At 69.8% G+C, this 18,110-nt stretch carries 15 protein-coding genes; 12 read left to right on the top strand and 3 right to left on the bottom strand.

Annotated features, from left to right (window positions below; genetic code table 11):
• Nucleotides 1–16: 16 nt before the first annotated feature.
• The 4 genes from KHU32_RS19080 to KHU32_RS19065 all read left to right on the top strand — a co-directional run bounded on the left by KHU32_RS19080 (nucleotide 17) and on the right by KHU32_RS19065 (nucleotide 4,577).
• Nucleotides 17–1,813, top strand: coding sequence for an acetolactate synthase 3 large subunit (locus KHU32_RS19080; RefSeq protein WP_213671760.1), 1,797 nt, complete (start codon nucleotides 17–19; stop codon nucleotides 1,811–1,813).
• Nucleotides 1,814–1,829: 16 nt separating this feature from the next.
• On the top strand, nucleotides 1,830–2,333 hold the full coding sequence (ilvN, locus tag KHU32_RS19075; protein WP_456315952.1) for an acetolactate synthase small subunit: 504 nt from the start codon (nucleotides 1,830–1,832) through the stop codon (nucleotides 2,331–2,333).
• Between the two features lie 58 nt (nucleotides 2,334–2,391).
• Nucleotides 2,392–3,408 (top strand): ketol-acid reductoisomerase, encoded by a 1,017-nt coding sequence (gene ilvC, locus KHU32_RS19070; RefSeq protein ID WP_213671758.1) that lies wholly within the window; start codon nucleotides 2,392–2,394, stop codon nucleotides 3,406–3,408.
• 98 nt (nucleotides 3,409–3,506) lie between these two features.
• On the top strand, nucleotides 3,507–4,577 hold the full coding sequence (locus KHU32_RS19065; protein ID WP_213671757.1) for a zinc-binding metallopeptidase family protein: 1,071 nt from the start codon (nucleotides 3,507–3,509) through the stop codon (nucleotides 4,575–4,577).
• A gap of 61 nt (nucleotides 4,578–4,638) precedes the next feature.
• Here the strand turns inward: KHU32_RS19065 and KHU32_RS19060 are convergent, their stop codons facing one another.
• Together KHU32_RS19060 and KHU32_RS19055 are read right to left on the bottom strand one after the other, a co-directional pair.
• A complete protein-coding gene (locus KHU32_RS19060) occupies nucleotides 4,639–5,094 on the bottom strand; it encodes a CpaD family pilus assembly lipoprotein (RefSeq protein WP_213671756.1) in 456 nt (151 codons plus the stop codon).
• A 131-nt stretch (nucleotides 5,095–5,225) separates the two neighbouring features.
• Nucleotides 5,226–5,744: an OmpA family protein gene (locus KHU32_RS19055; protein ID WP_213671755.1), complete on the bottom strand. Its 519-nt coding sequence runs from the start codon at nucleotides 5,742–5,744 to the stop codon at nucleotides 5,226–5,228.
• A 116-nt stretch (nucleotides 5,745–5,860) separates the two neighbouring features.
• On the opposite strand from KHU32_RS19055, the gene KHU32_RS19050 reads away from it, so the two are divergent.
• The gene (locus KHU32_RS19050; protein ID WP_213671754.1) at nucleotides 5,861–7,642 is read left to right on the top strand and encodes a hypothetical protein; all 1,782 of its coding nucleotides are present in this window, start codon (nucleotides 5,861–5,863) and stop codon (nucleotides 7,640–7,642) included.
• A gap of 6 nt (nucleotides 7,643–7,648) precedes the next feature.
• On the opposite strand, the gene KHU32_RS19045 is transcribed toward KHU32_RS19050, so the two are convergent.
• Complete coding sequence (locus KHU32_RS19045) at nucleotides 7,649–8,617, bottom strand: Bug family tripartite tricarboxylate transporter substrate binding protein (RefSeq protein ID WP_213671753.1); 969 nt, start codon at nucleotides 8,615–8,617, stop codon at nucleotides 7,649–7,651.
• A 288-nt stretch (nucleotides 8,618–8,905) separates the two neighbouring features.
• Between KHU32_RS19045 and KHU32_RS19040 the strand changes: the two genes are divergently transcribed.
• The 7 genes from KHU32_RS19040 to KHU32_RS19010 all read left to right on the top strand — a co-directional run bounded on the left by KHU32_RS19040 (nucleotide 8,906) and on the right by KHU32_RS19010 (nucleotide 18,096).
• On the top strand, nucleotides 8,906–10,489 hold the full coding sequence (locus KHU32_RS19040) for a 2-isopropylmalate synthase (protein ID WP_213671752.1): 1,584 nt from the start codon (nucleotides 8,906–8,908) through the stop codon (nucleotides 10,487–10,489).
• 251 nt (nucleotides 10,490–10,740) lie between these two features.
• Nucleotides 10,741–11,784 (top strand): rod shape-determining protein, encoded by a 1,044-nt coding sequence (locus KHU32_RS19035; RefSeq protein WP_213671751.1) that lies wholly within the window; start codon nucleotides 10,741–10,743, stop codon nucleotides 11,782–11,784.
• A 109-nt stretch (nucleotides 11,785–11,893) separates the two neighbouring features.
• Nucleotides 11,894–12,763, top strand: a complete 870-nt coding sequence (gene mreC, locus KHU32_RS19030; RefSeq protein ID WP_213671750.1) for a rod shape-determining protein MreC — start codon at nucleotides 11,894–11,896, stop codon at nucleotides 12,761–12,763.
• 34 nt (nucleotides 12,764–12,797) lie between these two features.
• Complete coding sequence (gene mreD, locus KHU32_RS19025; protein WP_249681401.1) at nucleotides 12,798–13,307, top strand: rod shape-determining protein MreD; 510 nt, start codon at nucleotides 12,798–12,800, stop codon at nucleotides 13,305–13,307.
• Between the two features lie 14 nt (nucleotides 13,308–13,321).
• Nucleotides 13,322–15,238 (top strand): penicillin-binding protein 2, encoded by a 1,917-nt coding sequence (mrdA, locus tag KHU32_RS19020; protein WP_408887863.1) that lies wholly within the window; start codon nucleotides 13,322–13,324, stop codon nucleotides 15,236–15,238.
• Nucleotides 15,239–15,385: 147 nt separating this feature from the next.
• Nucleotides 15,386–16,543, top strand: coding sequence for a rod shape-determining protein RodA (gene rodA, locus KHU32_RS19015; protein ID WP_213671748.1), 1,158 nt, complete (start codon nucleotides 15,386–15,388; stop codon nucleotides 16,541–16,543).
• Between the two features lie 134 nt (nucleotides 16,544–16,677).
• Nucleotides 16,678–18,096, top strand: coding sequence for an amidase family protein (locus tag KHU32_RS19010; RefSeq protein WP_213671747.1), 1,419 nt, complete (start codon nucleotides 16,678–16,680; stop codon nucleotides 18,094–18,096).
• Nucleotides 18,097–18,110 lie beyond the last annotated feature (14 nt).

The following is an 18,110-nucleotide window of genomic DNA, read 5'->3' as shown; positions in this document are numbered from 1 at the left end:
GAAAGACCGTACCGCCATGTCCGCCGCCATCACGTCCTCCACCGCAACGACGGACCAGCGCCCGGGCGCTGAAGTCGTCCTCCGCGCGCTGAAGGACCAGGGCGTCGAGGTCATCTTCGGCTATCCCGGAGGCGCCGTCCTTCCGATCTACGACGCGCTCTTTCAGCAGAATGCCATCCGCCACATCCTCGTGCGTCACGAGCAGGCGGCGGTGCATGCCGCCGAGGGCTATGCCCGTTCGACCGGCAAGGTCGGCGTGGTGCTCGTGACCTCGGGCCCCGGCGCCACCAATGCCGTGACCGGCCTCGTGGACGCGCTGATGGACAGCATTCCCGTTGTCTGCCTGACCGGCCAGGTGCCCACGCACCTCATTGGCAACGATGCCTTCCAGGAAGCCGACACCACCGGCATCACGCGCCCCGCCACCAAGCACAACTACCTGGTGAAGCGCAGCGACGACCTCGCGAAGACGGTGCACGAGGCCTTCTACGTGGCGCGCAGCGGCCGCCCCGGGCCGGTCGTGATCGACCTGCCGAAGGACATCCTGATCAAGCCGGCGCCCTATGTGGCGGCGCCGACCACCGAGCACCGCAGCTACCGCCCCGTGACGGCGCCCGACCCCGCGCGCATCCAGGAGGCCGTGCGCCTGCTGAAGCGCAGCGAGCGGCCGGTGATCTACACCGGCGGTGGCGTGATCAATGCCGGCCCCGAGGCCTCGCGCCTGCTGGCGGAGTTCGTGCACCTCACGGGCATGCCCTGCACCAACACGCTGATGGGCCTCGGCGCCTTCCCGGCGAGCGACCCGCAGTTCCTGGGCATGCTGGGCATGCACGGGACCTACGAGGCGAACCTCGCAATGCATGGTTGCGACGTGATGCTGAACGTCGGCGCGCGCTTCGACGACCGCATCACGGGCCGGCTCGACGCCTTCAGCCCGAACTCGAAGAAGATCCACGCCGACATCGACCCCTCCTCGATCAACAAGAACGTCGAGGTGCAGGTGCCCATCATCGGTGATGCGCGCCAGGTGCTCGCTGCGCTGATCGAGTGCTGGAAGCAGGACCCGACGCCCGTCGCCAAGACGGAGCAGCTGGCCTGGTGGAAGCTGATCGACGAGTGGCGTGAGAAGAAGTGCCTCGCCTACGTCCAGGAAGGCTCCATCATCAAGCCGCAGCACGCGGTGCGGCGCTTGTACGAGCTGACGCGCGAGACCGGGCGCGACACCTTCATCTCCACCGAGGTGGGCCAGCACCAGATGTGGGCCGCGCAGTATTTCGGCTTCGAGAAGCCGAACCGCTGGATGACCTCGGGCGGCCTGGGCACCATGGGCTACGGCCTGCCGGCGGCGATGGGCGTGCAGATTGCCCATCCGGACGCGCTGTGCATCGACATCGCCGGCGAGGCCTCCATCCTGATGAACATCCAGGAGATGGGCACGCTCGCGCAGTACCGCCTGCCGGTGAAGGTCTTCATCCTCAACAACGAGTACATGGGGATGGTGCGCCAGTGGCAGGAGCTGCTGCACGGCAGCCGCTACTCCGAGAGCTATTCCGAGGCGCTGCCCGATTTCGTGAAGCTCGCCGATGCCTTCCACGCCAAGGGCCTCCGCGCGACGAGCGCCGACCAGCTCGACGACGTGATCAAGGAGATGCTGGCCCATCCCGGCCCGGTGATCGCCGATATCTGCGTCGCCAAGGACGAGAACTGCTTCCCGATGATCCCCTCGGGCGCCGCTCACAACGAAATGATCATGGGGCCGGATCAGGAGCAGAACGCCCGATCCGTCACCGACGAAGGTAAGGTCCTGGTATAAGCCGATGTCGGACAACATGACGCGCACGGCGACCATCGCCGTGCTGGTGGAGAACGAGGCCGGCATCCTGGCCCGCGTGGTGGGGCTCTTCTCGGGCCGCGGCTACAACATCGAAAGCCTGACCGTCGCGGCGGTGGACGAGGAGAAGCGCCTGTCGCGCATCACCGTCGTCACCACCGGCACGGACATGGTGATCGAGCAGATCAAGGCGCAGCTCGACCGCCTGGTGCCCGTGCACCGGGTGTCCGACCTGTCGCAGGAAGGGCCGCACCTCGTCCGCGAGCTCGCGCTGATCAAGGTGATCGGCAAGGGCGACCATCGCGTCGAGGCGCTGCGCCTGGCCGATGCCTTCCGCGCGCGGGTGGTCGACGCGACGACGGAGAGCTTCGTCTTCGAGATGACCGGCGCGGGCGAGAAGATCGATGCCTTCTGCACGCTCATGCGTCCGCTGGGCCTCGCCGAGATCAGCCGGACGGGCGCCGTCGCCATCGCGCGCGGCACTTCTCACATCGCCGCCTAGGCTGCCCGACCGAATCCACGTAACCCTAGCTTCATAGCCAAAGAGGAGCGCCAGAGAGATGCGCGTCTATTACGATCGTGATGCCGATGTGAACCTGATCAAGGCGAAGAAGGTCGCCGTGATCGGCTTCGGGTCGCAGGGCCATGCCCATGCCATGAACATGCGCGACAGCGGCGTGAAGGATGTCGTCATCGGCCTGCGTCCGGGCGGCTCCGCGAAGAAGGCCGAGGCGGCTGGCTTCAAGGTCATGTCGCCTGCCGACGCGGCCAAGTGGGCCGACCTCGTCATGGTCCTGACGCCGGACGAGGGCCAGGGCGACCTGTACCGCGAGTCGCTGGACGCCAACATGAAGCCGGGTGCCGCGATCGCCTTCGCGCACGGCCTGAACGTCCACTTCAACCTGCTCGACCCGCGCTCGGACATCGACGTGTTCATGATCGCGCCGAAGGGCCCCGGCCACACGGTTCGCGGCGAGTACCAGAAGGGCGGCGGCGTGCCCTGCCTCGTGGCCGTGCACCAGAACCCCTCGGGCAATGCGCTCGAGATCGCGCTCTCCTACGCCTCGGCCATCGGCGGCGGCCGCTCGGGCGTCATCGAGACGACCTTCAAGGAAGAGTGCGAGACCGACCTGTTCGGCGAGCAGGCCGTGCTTTGCGGCGGCCTGGTCGAGCTGATCAAGGCGGGCTTCGAGACGCTGGTCGAGGCGGGCTACGCCCCCGAGATGGCCTATTTCGAGTGCCTGCACGAAGTGAAGCTGATCGTCGACCTCATCTATGAGGGCGGCATCGCCAACATGAACTACTCGATCTCGAACACCGCCGAGTACGGCGAGTACGTGACCGGCCCGCGCATCGTGACCTCGGAGACCAAGGCCGAGATGAAGCGCGTCCTCGACGACATTCAGTCGGGCAAGTTCGCCCGCGACTGGATGCTCGAGAACAAGGTGAACCAGGCGTCCTTCAAGGCCACCCGCCGCCGCCTGGCCGAGCACCCGATCGAGGAAGTGGGCGCCAAGCTTCGCGCCATGATGCCCTGGATCACCAAGGGCGCCCTGGTCGACAAGGCCAAGAACTAAGGTCTGCCGGATTCCGTCGCGGGGGGTGAAACTCCCGCGGCGGATACCGCATTGTGTCGCCGGACCCCGCCCACCTCCCGCGGGGCAAGGATCGCGACATGCGTCTCTTCCGATGCCAGAACTGCAGCCAGGTGCTGCATTTCGAGAACACCTCCTGCGTCAAATGCGGCGCGCCCCTGGGCTACCTGCCCGAGGTCAATATCCTCTCCGCGCTGGAGCCGGCCCCCGAGGCGGGCGACTACGTCGCCAAGGCAGCGACGGACCGCAGCTTCCGCTTCTGCGACAATGCCGCCGAGGAGGCCTGCAACTGGCTGGTGCTAGTTGAATCCGCCGAGCGCTTCTGCCTCGCCTGCCGGCACAACCGCACCATCCCCGACCTTTCGGATCCGCTGAACCGGCAGCGCTGGCGGGAGATCGAGGTCGCGAAGCGCCGGGCGGTCTACAGCTTCCTGCGTCTCGGCCTGCCCTTGGCGAACCGGGAGGACGATCCGGAAAGCGGTTTGGCCTTCGACTTCCTGGCCGACCAGCCGCAGGACATCCAGAAGGTGATGACCGGCCACGACAACGGCCTCATCACCCTCGCGCTGGTGGAGGCGGACGATGCCGAGCGGACCGCGCGGCGCAGCGCGCTGGGCGAGCCGTACCGCACCTTGCTCGGCCATTTCCGGCACGAATCCGGCCATTATTTCTGGGACCGGCTGGTCCGCGATGGCGGGCAGCTGGAGGCCTGCCGCGCGGTCTTCGGTGACGATCGCGAGGATTACGGCCAGGCCCTGCAGCGGCACTACGAGCAGGGGCCGCCGGCCGATTGGCAGGAACATTTCGTCAGCACCTACGCGACCGCCCACCCCTGGGAGGACTTCGCCGAGACCTGGGCCCACTACCTGCACATCGTCGACACGCTGGAGATGGCGCGTGCCCTCGGCCTCGAGGTCTCGCCGCGCGTGGACCGCAGTGGCGACCTTTCGACCGAGGTGGATTTCGATCCCTATCGCAGCACGGACATCGCCGCGGTGATGGAGGCCTGGGTGCCGCTGACGGTTGCGGTGAACAGCCTCAACCGCAGCATGGGCGTCCCCGACCTCTACCCTTTCGTGCTCTCGCCCGCGGTCGTGGCGAAGCTCGGCTTCGTCCAGTCGCTCACTCATGGCAGGCTGCGGAAAGCCTGAAACGACAAAGACCGCCGGAGGGGAGCTCCGGCGGCCTTCGCTGTGGGCGTCTGGGGCGCGATCAGGCGCGCGGGGTCTGCGCCCGCGAGGCCGGGCCGCGCACTTCGACCTGCACCACATCCGGATCCGAATTCGCCATGGGGCGCGCGTTCAGCACGCGGATGCGGCTGCTGCTGACGCCGCGATCGGTGAGGGCGGCGCGGATGGCCTGCGTGCGCTCCCGCGACAGCGGCATGGCCTCGCGCGTGGAATAGCTGGTGATGCGGACGGGGGTGTTGGGGTTGGCCATCAGCCGGTCGAGGACGGGGCCGAGCTCGGCGCGCGCCATCGGCGTCAGGACGTTGGAATTGGCATCGAAGCGGATGGCGGCGACGCGGCCATCGCCCGTGGGCGCGGCAGGCGGCGGGGTGACGGGAACCGCGGGGGCCTGGGCCACGGGACGCGGCGGCGGCGGGCTCGAACAAGCGCTGAGAAGCGCAATCGCAGCGAGAGCGCCAAGGAAGGGCTTGAGAACCATGGAGGTTTCCTTCGGGTGGGTTAGCAAAGCCCCAACACCCGAAGTGGCACAAGGTTACCGCGAGGGGAGGAGGATATCGTCGCGATCCGCAGGACGGATCACGACGAGTCTCAAGGCCTCGAAAGCGTGGTTCAGCGGGCCGCGGGGCGCGTCCGCTGCCGCGGCTGCTGCTGGCCGCGGTCCACGCGAACCTCGACGCGGCGGCTCTGGATGCCCTCCATGCCGGCGACCGGCCCGGTGTACTGGATGCGGAGGCGGTTCTGCGCGACGCCGTTCTCGACCAGGAAGTCGCTGACCACGCGGGCGCGCAGGCGCGACAGGATCACATTGGCCTCGCGCGAACCGCGAGGGTCGGCGTAGCCCACCACCAGGATGCGGACCTCAGGATGCGCACGGGCGAGATCCGACGCCTCGCGCAGCGCGGTCTCGGCGGCTTCGCCCAGCGAGGCGGACCAGGGCTCGAAGAAGATCGGCAGGGCGCGCATGCCCTCGACGCTGCGCGTCGCGGCGGGCTCGGCCGGGGGGACGGCGGCGGCGGCCGGCGGCGGCGTGGGGGCGGCCGTGACCGGCTCGGCGGCCGGAATCTGGGCGCAGGCGGCCATCGCGAGCAGGGGCGCGATCAGCGCGAAGCGGGTGAGGGGGGCGGTCACGTGCGACTCTCCTTGGATTGGGCCGTGGTCGCCGTTGTGGCGCTTGGCAGGGTTTGTGTCACGGCGGTTCGTGGCAGAAAGATGCGGCGCGGAGGATTTTGATGATCGCCCGATTGATGTTCTTTCTTTTGACGCTGCTGACGGCACTTCCGGCGCCCGCCCAGGAGGATCCGGAAGCCGCGTTGCTGGCCGCGATCGCCGCGCGCGATCCCTGGGGCGCCGCGGCTGCGCTGGCCGCGGGTGCGCGTCCCGACCGCCCCGCCTCCCATCCGGCCGCCTTCGCGCTGACGGAGGCGCTGGCCGCTACGCCCGACGAGGCCACGCGCGGCACGGTCCTGGCTTTCGCCGAGGCGGCCCATCATGCGGGTTTCGGTCCCGAGATGCCGATCGCGGGCGCGGTGGGCGGCTCGGGCGGATCGCTGGTGTCGCGCCTGGCCTCGATTGCCGGGGAGGAGGCGCTGTTCCTCCGCGTCGCGAGCCTCACCGTGCCCGAGCGCCGCTGCACCCTGCTGGGCCAGCTCATCTTCGGCCGCGAGGGCGCGAATTTCGCGGCGGCCGCCGCAGTGCTGCCGATGATTCCCACGGAACAGGCGGCATCGCCGGCCTGCTCGCTGCCCTTCACCATGCTCACGCACCCGGCGCGGCGGCCGCCGCCCACGCTGGTCGAAGCGATGCTGGCGGCCGGGCTTCGGCCCTACCCCGACGCGCTCGCGGCGCTGCTCCGCCTCGTGCCGCCCGGCGAGGAAGGAGAGGGCGCCTTTGGACGGCTGGCGGCGCTCGATCTCGGCGCTCCCGCCCTCGATCCGCAGGATGGTGAAAGGCGGCGCCGGCCCGTGCTGGCGCAGCTCGGCGAGGAAGTCCTCGTGGAGCGGGCGCCGCGCGCCGAGTCGCTGCGCGGCCGGTGGGGTGCGTTGCTCGAGGCGGCGCAGGAGCCGGCGCTTTGCGCGGCGCTGCCCGGCCCGGCGATCCGCGGCTGGCTGGCCCTTCCCGACGAGGCCGAGGCGCCCGGACAGGCGGAGCTGCTGCGCGGCACGACCGAAACCCTCCTGCGCCGCTGCCCGGCCAATGCCTTCGCCGCCGTGATGGCGGAGGAGCCGAGCCAGCGCCTCTGGCCGCAGCTGGTCGCGCGGCACGAGCTCCCGGTCGTGACCTCGATGCTCGAGGCCGGCCTCCGCCCCGCCGATCTCTCCAGCTTCCTCGGCGCCCTGGCCTGTACGGCCGAGCCGCAGCTCGCGCGGACCGTCGTTGCCGTCGCTGACCGCGAGGCGGCGGGCGACATGCTGGCCCGCTTCATGGGCTGCCTCGGCGGGCTAGAAGCGGCCCGCGAAGGCGACCGCGACATGCTGGCCGCGATTCTGGAAATGGCCCCGCCCGACGCGCCCGTCGCCGGGGATGCGCCCATCGCCGTCGCCATCGGCCTCGACCGTGCCGACATCGCCGAGGAGCTCGCCGGGCGCGGCGCCGCGAGCCCGCGGCTGATGCCGGAGCGGCTGGCCTTCTGGCGCCATCGCCGCCTGGCGGCCCTAGCGCAGGTGCCGGGACCGAGCCTGCCCTGGGAGGAGGCGCCCGCCCGCGTCCCGGACGCGCCGGAGCTCGTCAGCCTGGCACCCGGCCTCGGTGCCTGGATCATCCGGGGCGAGTGCGGCCCGGCGAATTGCGGCTTCACCATCGCGGCGCGCGAGGGTCGCGGCTACCGCCTGGTCCTGGAGGATGTCGGGGAGAGCCTGCGGTTGGAACCACCCATCCGGACCCAGGCGCGAGAGGTCACCATCCGCGCGCGCGGCGAGGGCGAAGCGCGGCTCGTCACCACCTGGCGGTATGACGGGCGCGTCTATCGCCGGCACCGCTGCATCGAGGAAGACGGGGAGGGCGCCCGGCGGCGCGCCTGCCCCGAGTAACCGCGCCTACTCGTTGATGCGCTCGATGCGGTTGACCTCCACCACCTCGCGCCAGCGCGCGATCTCGCTGCGGACATGCGCGACGAAGCGCTCCGGCGGGCCGCCTTCGGGCCGCGTGCCGAGGTCGCGCAGGCGGGCCTGCACCGTCTCGTCCGCCAGTGCCATGTTGAGGAGCGCGTTGAGCCGCGCGACCACGTTCGCCGGGGTGCCGCGCGGCGCCATGTAGCCGAACCAGGGCTCGATGACGGCATTGGGCACGCCGGATTCCTCCAGCGTCGGCACGTCGGGCAAGGCGGGATCGCGCGTGGAGCCGCTGACCGCGAGCGCGCGGAGCTGCCCGCCCCGGATGGCGCCGATCAGTGTCGGCGTGTTCTCGAACATCATCTGCGTGTCGCCGGCGATCACCGCCTGCATGCCGGGCGCGCCGCCGCGGAAGGGCACGTGGACCATGTGCAGGCCGAGGCGCCCGTTCAGGAATTCGGGCAGCAGGTGGTTGGAGCTGCCGAAGCCCGAGGAGGAGTAGCTCACCTGATTGCCCGCCTGCTTCGCCCAGGCCACGAAGTCCTGGAAGCTGCGGGCCGGATGGGACGGGCGCACGACCATGGCGTTCATCACGCTGCCGCTCCAGAAGACCGGCACCAGGTCGCGCTCGATGTCGAAGGGCATGCGCGCGTAGATCGCGGCGTTGATGGCGCAGTTGCCGATGGTGCAGGCGCCCAGCGTGTAGCCGTCCGGCGCGGCCTGCGCGGCGGCTGCCATGCCGATATTGCCGTTGGCGCCCGAGCGGTTCTCCACCACCCAGCGATGCGGCAGGTCGCGGCTCGCGCGCTCGGCCAGGACGCGGGCGATGAGGTCCGTCGCGCCGCCGGGCGGGAAGGGCAGGATGATGCGGACGGGGCGGTCGGGCTGCCAGTCCTGGGCGGCCGCGGGCAGGCAAGGCAGCAGCGCGCAAAGCGCGAGCAACAGGCGACGCATGGGTTTCCTCCCGATTTTGGGGGAGCTTGGCCGGGAAGCTTGCGGCGCGTCCATCTCCCTATCGCTCTTGATCCGGACGAATTCGGCGGCTAAGCATGGCTCCATGGCGATGCGGACCGCGACTGCTGCGATGTCTGCCGGGCTTCGGCCCCGGGCGCTTTCGCTTGCCCTCCTTCCGCTTCGACTTTCCTGCCCCTGGGTGTGACGCCCGGCCGATAGCGGCCCGCGACGCTCAGGGGACCCCTTACGGGGATTTAACGGGAAACCTCGAATTTGCGAGAACGCGCGATGAGCATCGACCATCCTTCCTTCGGCAAGCTGGACAGCGGCCGCATCATCATTTTCGACACGACGCTGCGTGACGGCGAGCAGTCGCCGGGCTTCTCCATGAACCTCGACGAGAAGCTGCGCATGGCCGAGGCCCTGCACGAGCTGGGCGCCGACGTGCTGGAGGCCGGCTTCGCGATCGCGAGCCCCGGCGACTTCGCGAGCGTGGAGTCCATCGCCAAGCGCTTCTCCAAGGACGGGCCGGTCATCGCCAGCCTGAGCCGCGCCAATGCGGCCGACATCCTTTCCTCCGCCGAGGCCACCAAGCCCGCCGCGCGGCCGCGCATCCACATCGTGCTCGCGACCTCCGACCTGCACATGCGCGTGAAGCTGCGCATGACGCGCGAGGAGGTCCTGCAGCGCATCACCGACAGCGTCTCCCTGGCCCGCAACCACGCGGCCGACGTCGAGTGGTCGGCCGAGGACGGCTCGCGCTCCGACCTCGACTTCCTGTGCCGCTGCGTCGAGACGGCCATCAAGGCCGGCGCCACCACGATCAATATCCCCGACACCGTCGGCTATTCGCTGCCGGCCGATATGGGCCTGATCTTCTCGACGCTGATGAACAAGGTGCCGGACGCCGACAAGGCGATCTTCTCGGCCCATAACCATAACGACCTGGGCCTGGCGGTGGCGAATACCCTGGCTGCGATCCAGGCCGGCGCGCGGCAGATCGAGTGCACCATCAACGGCATCGGCGAGCGCGCGGGCAATGCGGCGCTCGAGGAAGTGGCGATGGCGCTGCGCACCCGACAGGACGCGCTGAAGCTCCGCACCTGCATCGACAACAAGCGCATCCTGCGCACCTCGAAGCTGCTGGCCACGATCACGGGCTTCGACGTGCAGCCGAACAAGGCCATCGTCGGCCGCAACGCCTTCGCGCATGAGAGCGGCATCCACCAGGACGGCGTCCTGAAGGATGCGAGCACCTACGAGATCATGACGCCGGAGAGCGTGGGCTGGACCACCAACTCCATCATCCTGGGCAAGCATTCGGGCCGCGCCGCCTTCCGTGACCGGTTGAAGACGCTGGGCTACGAGGTGGGCGACAACCAGCTGAACGACGCCTTCAAGCGCTTCAAGGACCTCGCCGACCGCAAGAAGGTTGTCTACGACGAGGACATCGCCGCCCTGGTCGACGACGAGGTGGGCCGGGCTCACGAGCGCATCAAGCTCACCGGCATGACGGTGGCGACCGGCATGGGCACGCGCCCGATGGCGACCGTGGTGCTGGAGGTCGATGGCGAGCAGGTCGAGGGCATGTCGGGCGGCGACGGCGCCGTGGACGCGACCTTCAACGCCCTCCGCCAGGCCGTCCCGCATGGCGGGAACCTGAAGCTTTACGCCGTGCAGAGCGTGACCGGCGGCACCGACGCCCAGGCGCGCGTGACCGTTCGCATCGAGGAAGACGGCAAGCTCGTGGACGGGCAGGGGTCGGATACCGACACCATCGTCGCCTCGGCCCGCGCCTATGTGCATGCGCTGAACAAGCTGCTCGTGAAGCGCGAGCGGACGGAGCCGCCGGCCGTCGCCCCGGCAGAATAAGTCCTGGCCCCGGGGGCCATTCCCTGGGACATGCCGGCCGCCCCTCGCGGGGCGCCGGCAACCGGCTGATAAGACGCAGGGAATGCCGGCCGCGGACGGTCTTCGGACGAAGGCGCGCGATCCCCGGCCCGCTTAGCCAGTGCGTTTTTCAGCCGTCTGCCAAGCCCGGAGCACGCGGAGAACCGCTTGCCCCGGCTGGCATCTGAGGCTACGCCAACCTCCCTCCGACCCTGCCCTGGAAGGCCTTCCGCATGTTCTCACGCCTGTTCGGCTTCCTCTCCGCCGACATGGCCATTGACCTCGGCACCGCCAACACGCTGGTTTACGTGAAGGGCCGGGGCATTGTGCTGAACGAGCCTTCCGTCGTGGCCATCTCCGACAATCGCGGTCGTAAGCAGGTCCTCGCCGTCGGCGAGGAGGCCAAGCACATGCTCGGCCGTACGCCGGGCAACATCGCCGCCATCCGCCCGCTGCGCGACGGCGTGATCGCCGATTTCGAGGTGGCGGAGGAGATGATCAAGCATTTCATCCGCAAGGTGCATAACCGCCGCAGCTTCACCTCGCCGATGATCATCGTCTGCGTGCCCTCCGGCTCCACGGCCGTCGAGCGCCGCGCGATCCAGGAGAGCGCCGAGAGCGCGGGCGCCCGCAAGGTCCTGCTGATCGAGGAGCCGATGGCGGCGGCGATCGGCGCCGGCCTGCCGGTGACCGAGCCCTCCGGCTCCATGGTCGTGGATATCGGCGGCGGCACGACCGAGGTCGCGGTCATCTCGCTGGGCGGCATCGTCTATGCGCGCAGCGTGCGCGTCGGCGGCGACAAGATGGACGAGGCGGTCATCAGCTACATCCGCCGCACCCATAACCTGCTGATCGGCGAGAGCTCGGCCGAGCGGATCAAGATGGGCATCGGCGCTGCCGCGGCCCCCTTCGAGACCGAGGACGGGCCGCTGATGGAGGTGAAGGGACGCGACCTGATGAACGGCGTCCCCCGCGAGGTGGTCGTCAGCCAGCGCGAGATCGCCATGTCGCTCCTCGAGCCGGTGACGCAGATCGTGGACGCGGTGAAGGTGGCGCTGGAGAACACGCCCCCCGAGCTCGCGGCCGATATCGTCGACAAGGGAATTGTGCTGACGGGCGGCGGGGCGCTGCTCTATCGTCTGGACGAAGTGCTACGCGATGCGACTGGGCTGCCCGTTGTCGTGGCGGAGGAGCCGCTGAACTGCGTGGCCCTCGGCACCGGTCGGGCGCTGGAGGAAATCAAGCGCCTTCGCCAGGTGCTGACCTCGATGTATTGATTTTGATGTATTGATAGCGAATTGATTTCCCGGGGGCCGATGGTCGCAGGCAGCCGCGCCGGCGACGTGAATCGGCTCCCGAACGCTTAAGAGATTTGGCGGAGACCTGATGATCCGTCTCAGTATCCCCCTGCGCCAGGCCCTCACCCGGCTTTCCTTGCCGGTGCTGATCGCGGCGGCCTTCGGTGCCATGCTGCTCGGCAAGGCGGATGCCTTGCTGATCGAGCGCAGCCGCATGGCCATCGCCGATGCCCTCTCGCCGATCTGGGGCGCGGTGCGCCAGCCGGTCTCGGCCGTGCGCGACACCGTCACCGAGATCGGGACGCTCTGGACCATGCGGACCGAGAATGCGCGCCTGGTCGAGGAGAATGAGCGTCTCCGGCGCTGGCAGGCGACGGCGCTCGCGCTCGAGGCCGAGAACGCGCTGCTGCGCCGCCAGCTCACCTGGGTGCCCGAGCCTGCGCCGCAGTACCGCACCGCCCGCGTCGTCGCCGATGCCGGCGGCACCTATGCGCGCGCCGTGCTCCTGGCCGCCGGGCCGCAGCACAGCATCCGCAAGGGCCAGATCGCGCTGGACGAGCGCGGCTTCGCCGGCCGCGTGACCGAGGTGGGCAGCCGCTCCGCCCGCGTCCTGCTCGCGACCGACATCAACAGCCGCATCCCCGTGACGCTCGAGGGCAGCCGGGCGCGGGCCATCATGGTCGGCAGCAACACTGCCCGGCCGCGCCTGCAGCATTGGCCCGAAGGCGTGACCCCGCGCGAGGGCGACCGCGTGGTGACCAGCGCCCAGGCTGGGGCCTTCCCCGCGGGCCTGCCGGTCGGCGTGGTGCGCTGGAGCGAGAGCGGCGCGGCCGAGGTCGAGCTCTTCGCCCAGCTCGATCGCCTGGACGTGCTGCGCCTCTTCGACTTCGGCCTCTCCGGCATCCTGCCGCCCGAGGCGGTGGCGCGGCCCGAGCCGCGGCCTTCCGGCAGGCGCTGACCTCATGCAAGCGAAGGGCCGGCAGGAGCCGCCCATGGGTCTGCTGCGCCGGCTCGATGCCGGCGCGAGGGCAGGGTTCCCGGCCGTCTTCACGGCCTTCCTGATCATCTTCGCGGCCGTTCCCGTGGACGTGCCCGGGCTCATCGCGGCGCTGGCGCTGCCGGGCATTTTCTTCTGGACGATCTTCCGGCCGGCTGCCATGCCCGCGCCCGTGGTGTTCCTCCTCGGCCTTCTGCAGGACCTCCTGTCCTTCTCGCCGCTCGGGGCCGGCATCCTGACGCTGCTGGTGGTGCATGGCGTGGCGCTGCGCTGGCGGGACGTGCTGGTGCGCCAATCCTTCCTGTCGGCCTGGCTGATCTACTGCGCCTTCGCCGCCGGCGCGGCCGCGCTGGGCTGGGGGCTGGAGGCGGTGCTCGGCTGGCACATTCCGCCCACCATGCCGGCGCTCGCGCAGGTCGGCATCTCCGTCGGCCTCTATCCGGTCCTGGCCTGGGCGCTGACGCGCCTTCACACCGCCATGCACCGCGCGGAGCTCGCGCTATGAAGCTGCCACGCCTGCTGCGCCTGCGCCGCGAGAAGGGCGGCATCGCCAATTTCACCATGCGCGGCGTGAAGCGGGAGGAGGAGCAGCGCCGCTCCGTCTTCACGCGGCGCGCCCTGCTGCTGGCGGGCGGGCAGCTCGGGCTCTTCGGCTTCCTCGGCTACCGGCTGCACACGCTCCAGGTCGAGCAGGGGGAGCGCTATGCGACCCTGGCCGAGGAGAACCGGCTTTCCGCGCGCCTGCTGTCGCCGCCGCGCGGCCGTGTGCTGGATCGCAATGGCCAGGTGGTGGCCGGCAACCGCCTGAACTGGCGGGCCCTGCTGGTCGCCGAGCAGACCTCCGACGTCGGCGCCACGCTGGAGACCTTCAGCCGCATCGTCCCCCTCGGCGAGCACGAGCGGGCGCGGGTGGAGCGCGAGATGCGCCGCCGCCGCCGCTTCGTCCCCGTCATCGTGCGCGAGTTCCTGACCTGGGAGGACATGGCGCGGATCGAGGTGAACGCGCCGGACCTGCCGGGCATCCTGATCGACGTCGGCACCACGCGCATCTATCCGGAGGCGGAGCACCTCGCCCATATCGTGGGCTATGTGGCGCCGCCCGCCGAGCGCGACATGGACGGCGACCCGCTGCTGCAACTGCCCGGCATCCGGGTCGGCCGGTCGGGCATCGAGCGCTTCCACGATCTGGCGATGCGCGGCCGCGCGGGCTCCGTACAGCTCGAAGTGAATGCCGTCGGCCGGGTCATCCGCGAGCTCGACCGGCGCGAGGGTCAGCCGGGCCAGGACATCGAGATCAGCGTCGATACGGAGCTGCAGAAGGCCATTCGCGGACGGATCGAGGAGGGAACCTCGGTCGTCGTGATGAACGCACGCAATGGCGAGGTGCTGGCCATGGCGAGCCAGCCGAGCTTCGACCCGAACGTCTTCAACTCCGGCGTCTCCAACGCGCAATGGCGGCAGCTGACCAACAACCGCGCCACGCCGCTCATCAACAAGGCGACCAACGGGCTCTACGCGCCGGGCTCCACCTTCAAGATGGTGGTGGCGCTGGCGGCGCTCGAAGCGCGCGTCACCACGCCCTATGAGCGGGTGAGCTGCCCCGGGCATTTCGACCTGGGCGAAAGCCGCTTCCACTGCTGGAACCGCGGCGGCCATGGCGCGCTCGACCAGCGCACCGCCCTCAAGCTGAGCTGCGACGTCTATTTCTACGAGATGGCCCGGCGGCTCGGCATCAACCGGATCGCCGCCATGTCCCGGCGCTTCGGCCTCGGCGTCGACCTCGACATCGAGCTGCCGGGGGCTCGGCGCGGCCTGGTGCCCACGCGCGAATGGCGTGAGGCGCAGGGGCGCGGCTGGGCGCTGGGCGATACGGTGGTGCATGGCATCGGCCAGGGCTTCTATCAGCTCACGCCCCTCAGCCTCGCCACCATGACCGCGCGTCTCGCGACCGGCCGGGCCGTGCAGCCGCATCTCACCCGCAGCATCGGCGGCCGGCCGGCGCGGGGCGGGCGGCCCGAGGACTGGCCCAGCATGGGCATCGCCGAGCGCGATCTGCGGCTGATGCGCGATGCCATGTGGGCGGTCGTCAACGAGGCGGGCGGCACGGCCAGCATCGGGCGCCTGCCCAGCGGCTACGGGCAGATGGCGGGAAAGACCGGCACGACGCAGGTGCGTCGCGTCTCCCGCGAACAGCGGGAGCGCGGCTTCCGCGTGGAGAGCCTGCCGCGCGAATACCGGCCGCATGCGCTCTTCGTGGGCTACGCGCCGCACGACAACCCGCTCTATGCGGTGAGCGTGGTGGTCGAGCACGGCACCTCGGGCTCCGCCGCCGCGGCGCCGCTGGCGCGCGATGCCATCGTCGAGACCTTCAACCGCTTCCGCGCGGTGCCGCAGCCGGGCGCGCGCGTCGCCGATGCCGAGCGCAGCGGCCGGTGACGACATGCCTCCAAGCTGCTGAGCGAACCGCCGGCCTCCGGCCGCAAGGCGGCCGGCGCCGCCCCACGGCCTATCCCATCGGCGCATCCGTCTTGCGGCGAAGCCAAGCCGGCGGAGCCGACGCCCGGCGTCTGAGGGCCAAGTAAAATGTCCGGCTCGACCGTCTTCGAGAAGCGCCTGCTCACCCGCGACCGCGGGTCGGGGATCCTGCAGAAGCTCTGGCAGATCCCCTGGATCTTCGTGCTGCTGCTCTGCGCCGTCGCGGCGGTGGGCTATGTCGCCCTCTATTCGGCCGGCAGCGGCAATCCGGACCTCTACGCCACCAAGCACGCGCTGCGCTTCGGCTTCTGCCTGGTGATGATGCTGTGCATCGGCTTCATCGACATCCGGCTGATCGCGCGCGCCGCGCCCGTCGCCTATGTGGTGGGCGTCGGCCTGCTCGTCATGGTCGCGCTGCATGGCGAGGTGGGGAAGGGCGCGCAGCGCTGGATCGACCTCGGGCCCCTGCAGCTCCAGCCTTCGGAGCTGATGAAGATCATCCTGGCGCTGACGCTGGCGGCCTGGTTCCATCGCGCGAGCTGGGAGCGCGTGGGCAATCCCTTCTTCCTGGTGGTGCCGGCGATCCTGATCCTCGTGCCCGTGGGGCTCATCTTCAAGCAGCCCAACCTCGGCACCTCGCTCATCACCGCCGTGCTGGGCGGGGTGATGTTCTGGGCCGCGGGCGTGCGCTGGTGGAAGTTTGCGATCGTCATCGGCGGCGCCGTGGCCGCGGTGCCCATCGTCTACGAGAATCTGCGCGACTATCAGCGCGCCCGCATCACGACCTTCCTGGATCCGGAATCCGACCCGCTGGGCGCCGGCTACAACATCATCCAGTCCAAGATCGCGTTGGGCTCGGGCGGGTTCTGGGGCAAGGGCTTCCTCCAGGGAACGCAGGGCCACCTGAACTTCCTGCCCGAGAAGCAGACCGACTTCATCTTCACCATGATCGCCGAGGAGTTCGGCTTGGTGGGCGCGATGGGGACGCTGACGCTGCTGATGCTCGTGGTGGCCTTCTGCTTCCTGGTGGCGTTGCGCTGCAAGCACCAGTTCGGGCGTCTGCTCGCGATCGGGCTCGGCACGAACTACTTCCTCTATATCTTCGTGAACGTGGCGATGGTGACGGGGAGCATTCCCGTGGGCGGCGTGCCGCTGCCGTTGATCTCGCATGGCGGCTCGGCCATGCTCACCACCATGATCGGCTTCGGACTCGTGATCAGCGCCTGGGTGCACCGGGATGCGGAGTTCGGGCCGGCACGGGACTGACCCGACCGCCCGGGGCGCGCCATGCGGCCCGGGCCAGTGAATGACGGAGAGGCCCGGAAAGGGCCCTGGGAAACGCCAGAGGTTCGCCTCCTCGATGCGGGCTGTACCGGCTGTGCGATCGGAGGCTGAGGCGAATGGATAACGACGAGATCGGCTATCTGGGGGTGAGGGAGCTCGGCGCGCTCTACCGCAAGCGCGAGCTTTCGCCGGTCGAGGTCGCGAAGGCCGTGCTGGACCGCATGGAGCGGATCGAGCCGCGGGTGAACGCCATGATGCGCACCACGCCCGAGCATGCCCTGGCAGCCGCGAAGCGCTCCGAGGCGGTCTTCCTCAAGGGCGAGGAAGCGCGGCTGCTCGAAGGCATCCCCTTCACCATCAAGGACCTGCAGCACACCAAGGGCGTGCAGACCGATTTCTCGACCGCCGTCCTGCAGGGCACCATCCCGGATGTGGACGCGCCCTGCGTCAGCCGCCTCGCCGACGCCGGCGGGATGATGACGGGCAAGACGACCTCGGCCGGCGAATGGGGCTGGAAGGGCGTGAGCCAGGCGATGATCTCCGGCATCACGCACAACCCCTGGGGCAAGGGGCTGAATGCCGGCGCCTCCTCCTCCGGCGCAGGGGTGGCGGCGGCCAGCGGCTACGGGCCGCTGCACCAGGGCGGCGACGGCGCGGGCTCCATCCGCATGCCCGCCCATTTCTCGGGCGTCTACGGGCTCAAGCCGACGCATGGGCGGGTGCCGAACTGGCCGATGTCGAACAACGACCTCGCCACCCATATCGGCCCGCTGACCCGCAGCGTGGAGGATGCCGCGCTGATGACCCAGGCGATGGCCGGGCCGCATGTGTGGGACTACACCTCGCTCGAGGCGCCGCCGCAGGACTATGCGGGCCAGCTCAAGGCCGCGGACATGAAGGGGCGGCGCATCGCCTACAGCCCCGATTTCGGCCATGCGCGCGTCGATCCCGAAGTGGCGGAGGTGGTGGCCAAGGCCGTCACGGCCTTCGAGGCGATGGGCGCCCATGTCGAGGAGGTGACGCCCGACTGGGGCCCCCTCGGGCCCGAGCTCGCGCGCTTCTTCTGGCCCGCGACCTTCAGCGGGCGGATCGACGCCCTGCCGGAATTCGAGAGCCGGATGGATCCGGGCTTCGTGGCGATGATCAAATACGCCTCGGGCTTCACGGCATCGCAGTTCATGCAGATGCGGCTCCGGCGCTTCGACTACATCCAGAAGATCCATGAGTTCATGGAGGGCTACGACTTCCTGCTCTCGCCGGCTGTGAGCGTCGCCGCCTTCCCGGCGGACCGGCTGCAGCCGGAGCACTGGCCGCAGCACGAGTGGGACTGGCTGATGTGGGCCGAGTTCTCCTACCCCTTCAACTGGTCCGGCAGCCCCGCGGCGAGCATCCCCTGCGGCTTCACGCCGGCCGGCCTGCCCGTCGGCCTGCAGATCGTCGGCCGGCGTTTCGACGATCTGGGCGTGCTGCAGGCCAGCGCCGCCTTCGAGCAGGCCCGGCCCTGGGCCCAGAAGAGGCCGCCCCTCGTGCAATAGCCTTCCCATCCCGA

This window comes from Roseococcus pinisoli, assembly GCF_018413645.1.
Classification (GTDB): Bacteria; Pseudomonadota; Alphaproteobacteria; order Acetobacterales; family Acetobacteraceae; genus Roseococcus; species Roseococcus pinisoli.
This window is presented reverse-complemented; position numbering and strand designations above follow the sequence as displayed.

Excerpts from the sequence above, each read along its gene's own strand:
- KHU32_RS19080 (WP_213671760.1), top strand. The coding sequence starts at position 17 with ATGTCCGCCGCCATCACGTCCTCCACCGCAACGACGGACCAGCGCCCG.
- ilvN (WP_456315952.1), top strand. The coding sequence starts at position 1,830 with ATGACGCGCACGGCGACCATCGCCGTGCTGGTGGAGAACGAGGCCGGC.
- ilvC (WP_213671758.1), top strand. The coding sequence starts at position 2,392 with ATGCGCGTCTATTACGATCGTGATGCCGATGTGAACCTGATCAAGGCG.
- KHU32_RS19065 (WP_213671757.1), top strand. The coding sequence starts at position 3,507 with ATGCGTCTCTTCCGATGCCAGAACTGCAGCCAGGTGCTGCATTTCGAG.
- KHU32_RS19060 (WP_213671756.1), bottom strand. The coding sequence starts at position 5,094 with ATGGTTCTCAAGCCCTTCCTTGGCGCTCTCGCTGCGATTGCGCTTCTC.
- KHU32_RS19050 (WP_213671754.1), top strand. The coding sequence starts at position 5,861 with ATGTTCTTTCTTTTGACGCTGCTGACGGCACTTCCGGCGCCCGCCCAG.
- KHU32_RS19045 (WP_213671753.1), bottom strand. The coding sequence starts at position 8,617 with ATGCGTCGCCTGTTGCTCGCGCTTTGCGCGCTGCTGCCTTGCCTGCCC.
- KHU32_RS19040 (WP_213671752.1), top strand. The coding sequence starts at position 8,906 with ATGAGCATCGACCATCCTTCCTTCGGCAAGCTGGACAGCGGCCGCATC.
- KHU32_RS19035 (WP_213671751.1), top strand. The coding sequence starts at position 10,741 with ATGTTCTCACGCCTGTTCGGCTTCCTCTCCGCCGACATGGCCATTGAC.
- mreC (WP_213671750.1), top strand. The coding sequence starts at position 11,894 with ATGATCCGTCTCAGTATCCCCCTGCGCCAGGCCCTCACCCGGCTTTCC.
- mreD (WP_249681401.1), top strand. The coding sequence starts at position 12,798 with ATGGGTCTGCTGCGCCGGCTCGATGCCGGCGCGAGGGCAGGGTTCCCG.
- rodA (WP_213671748.1), top strand. The coding sequence starts at position 15,386 with ATGTCCGGCTCGACCGTCTTCGAGAAGCGCCTGCTCACCCGCGACCGC.
- KHU32_RS19010 (WP_213671747.1), top strand. The coding sequence starts at position 16,678 with ATGGATAACGACGAGATCGGCTATCTGGGGGTGAGGGAGCTCGGCGCG.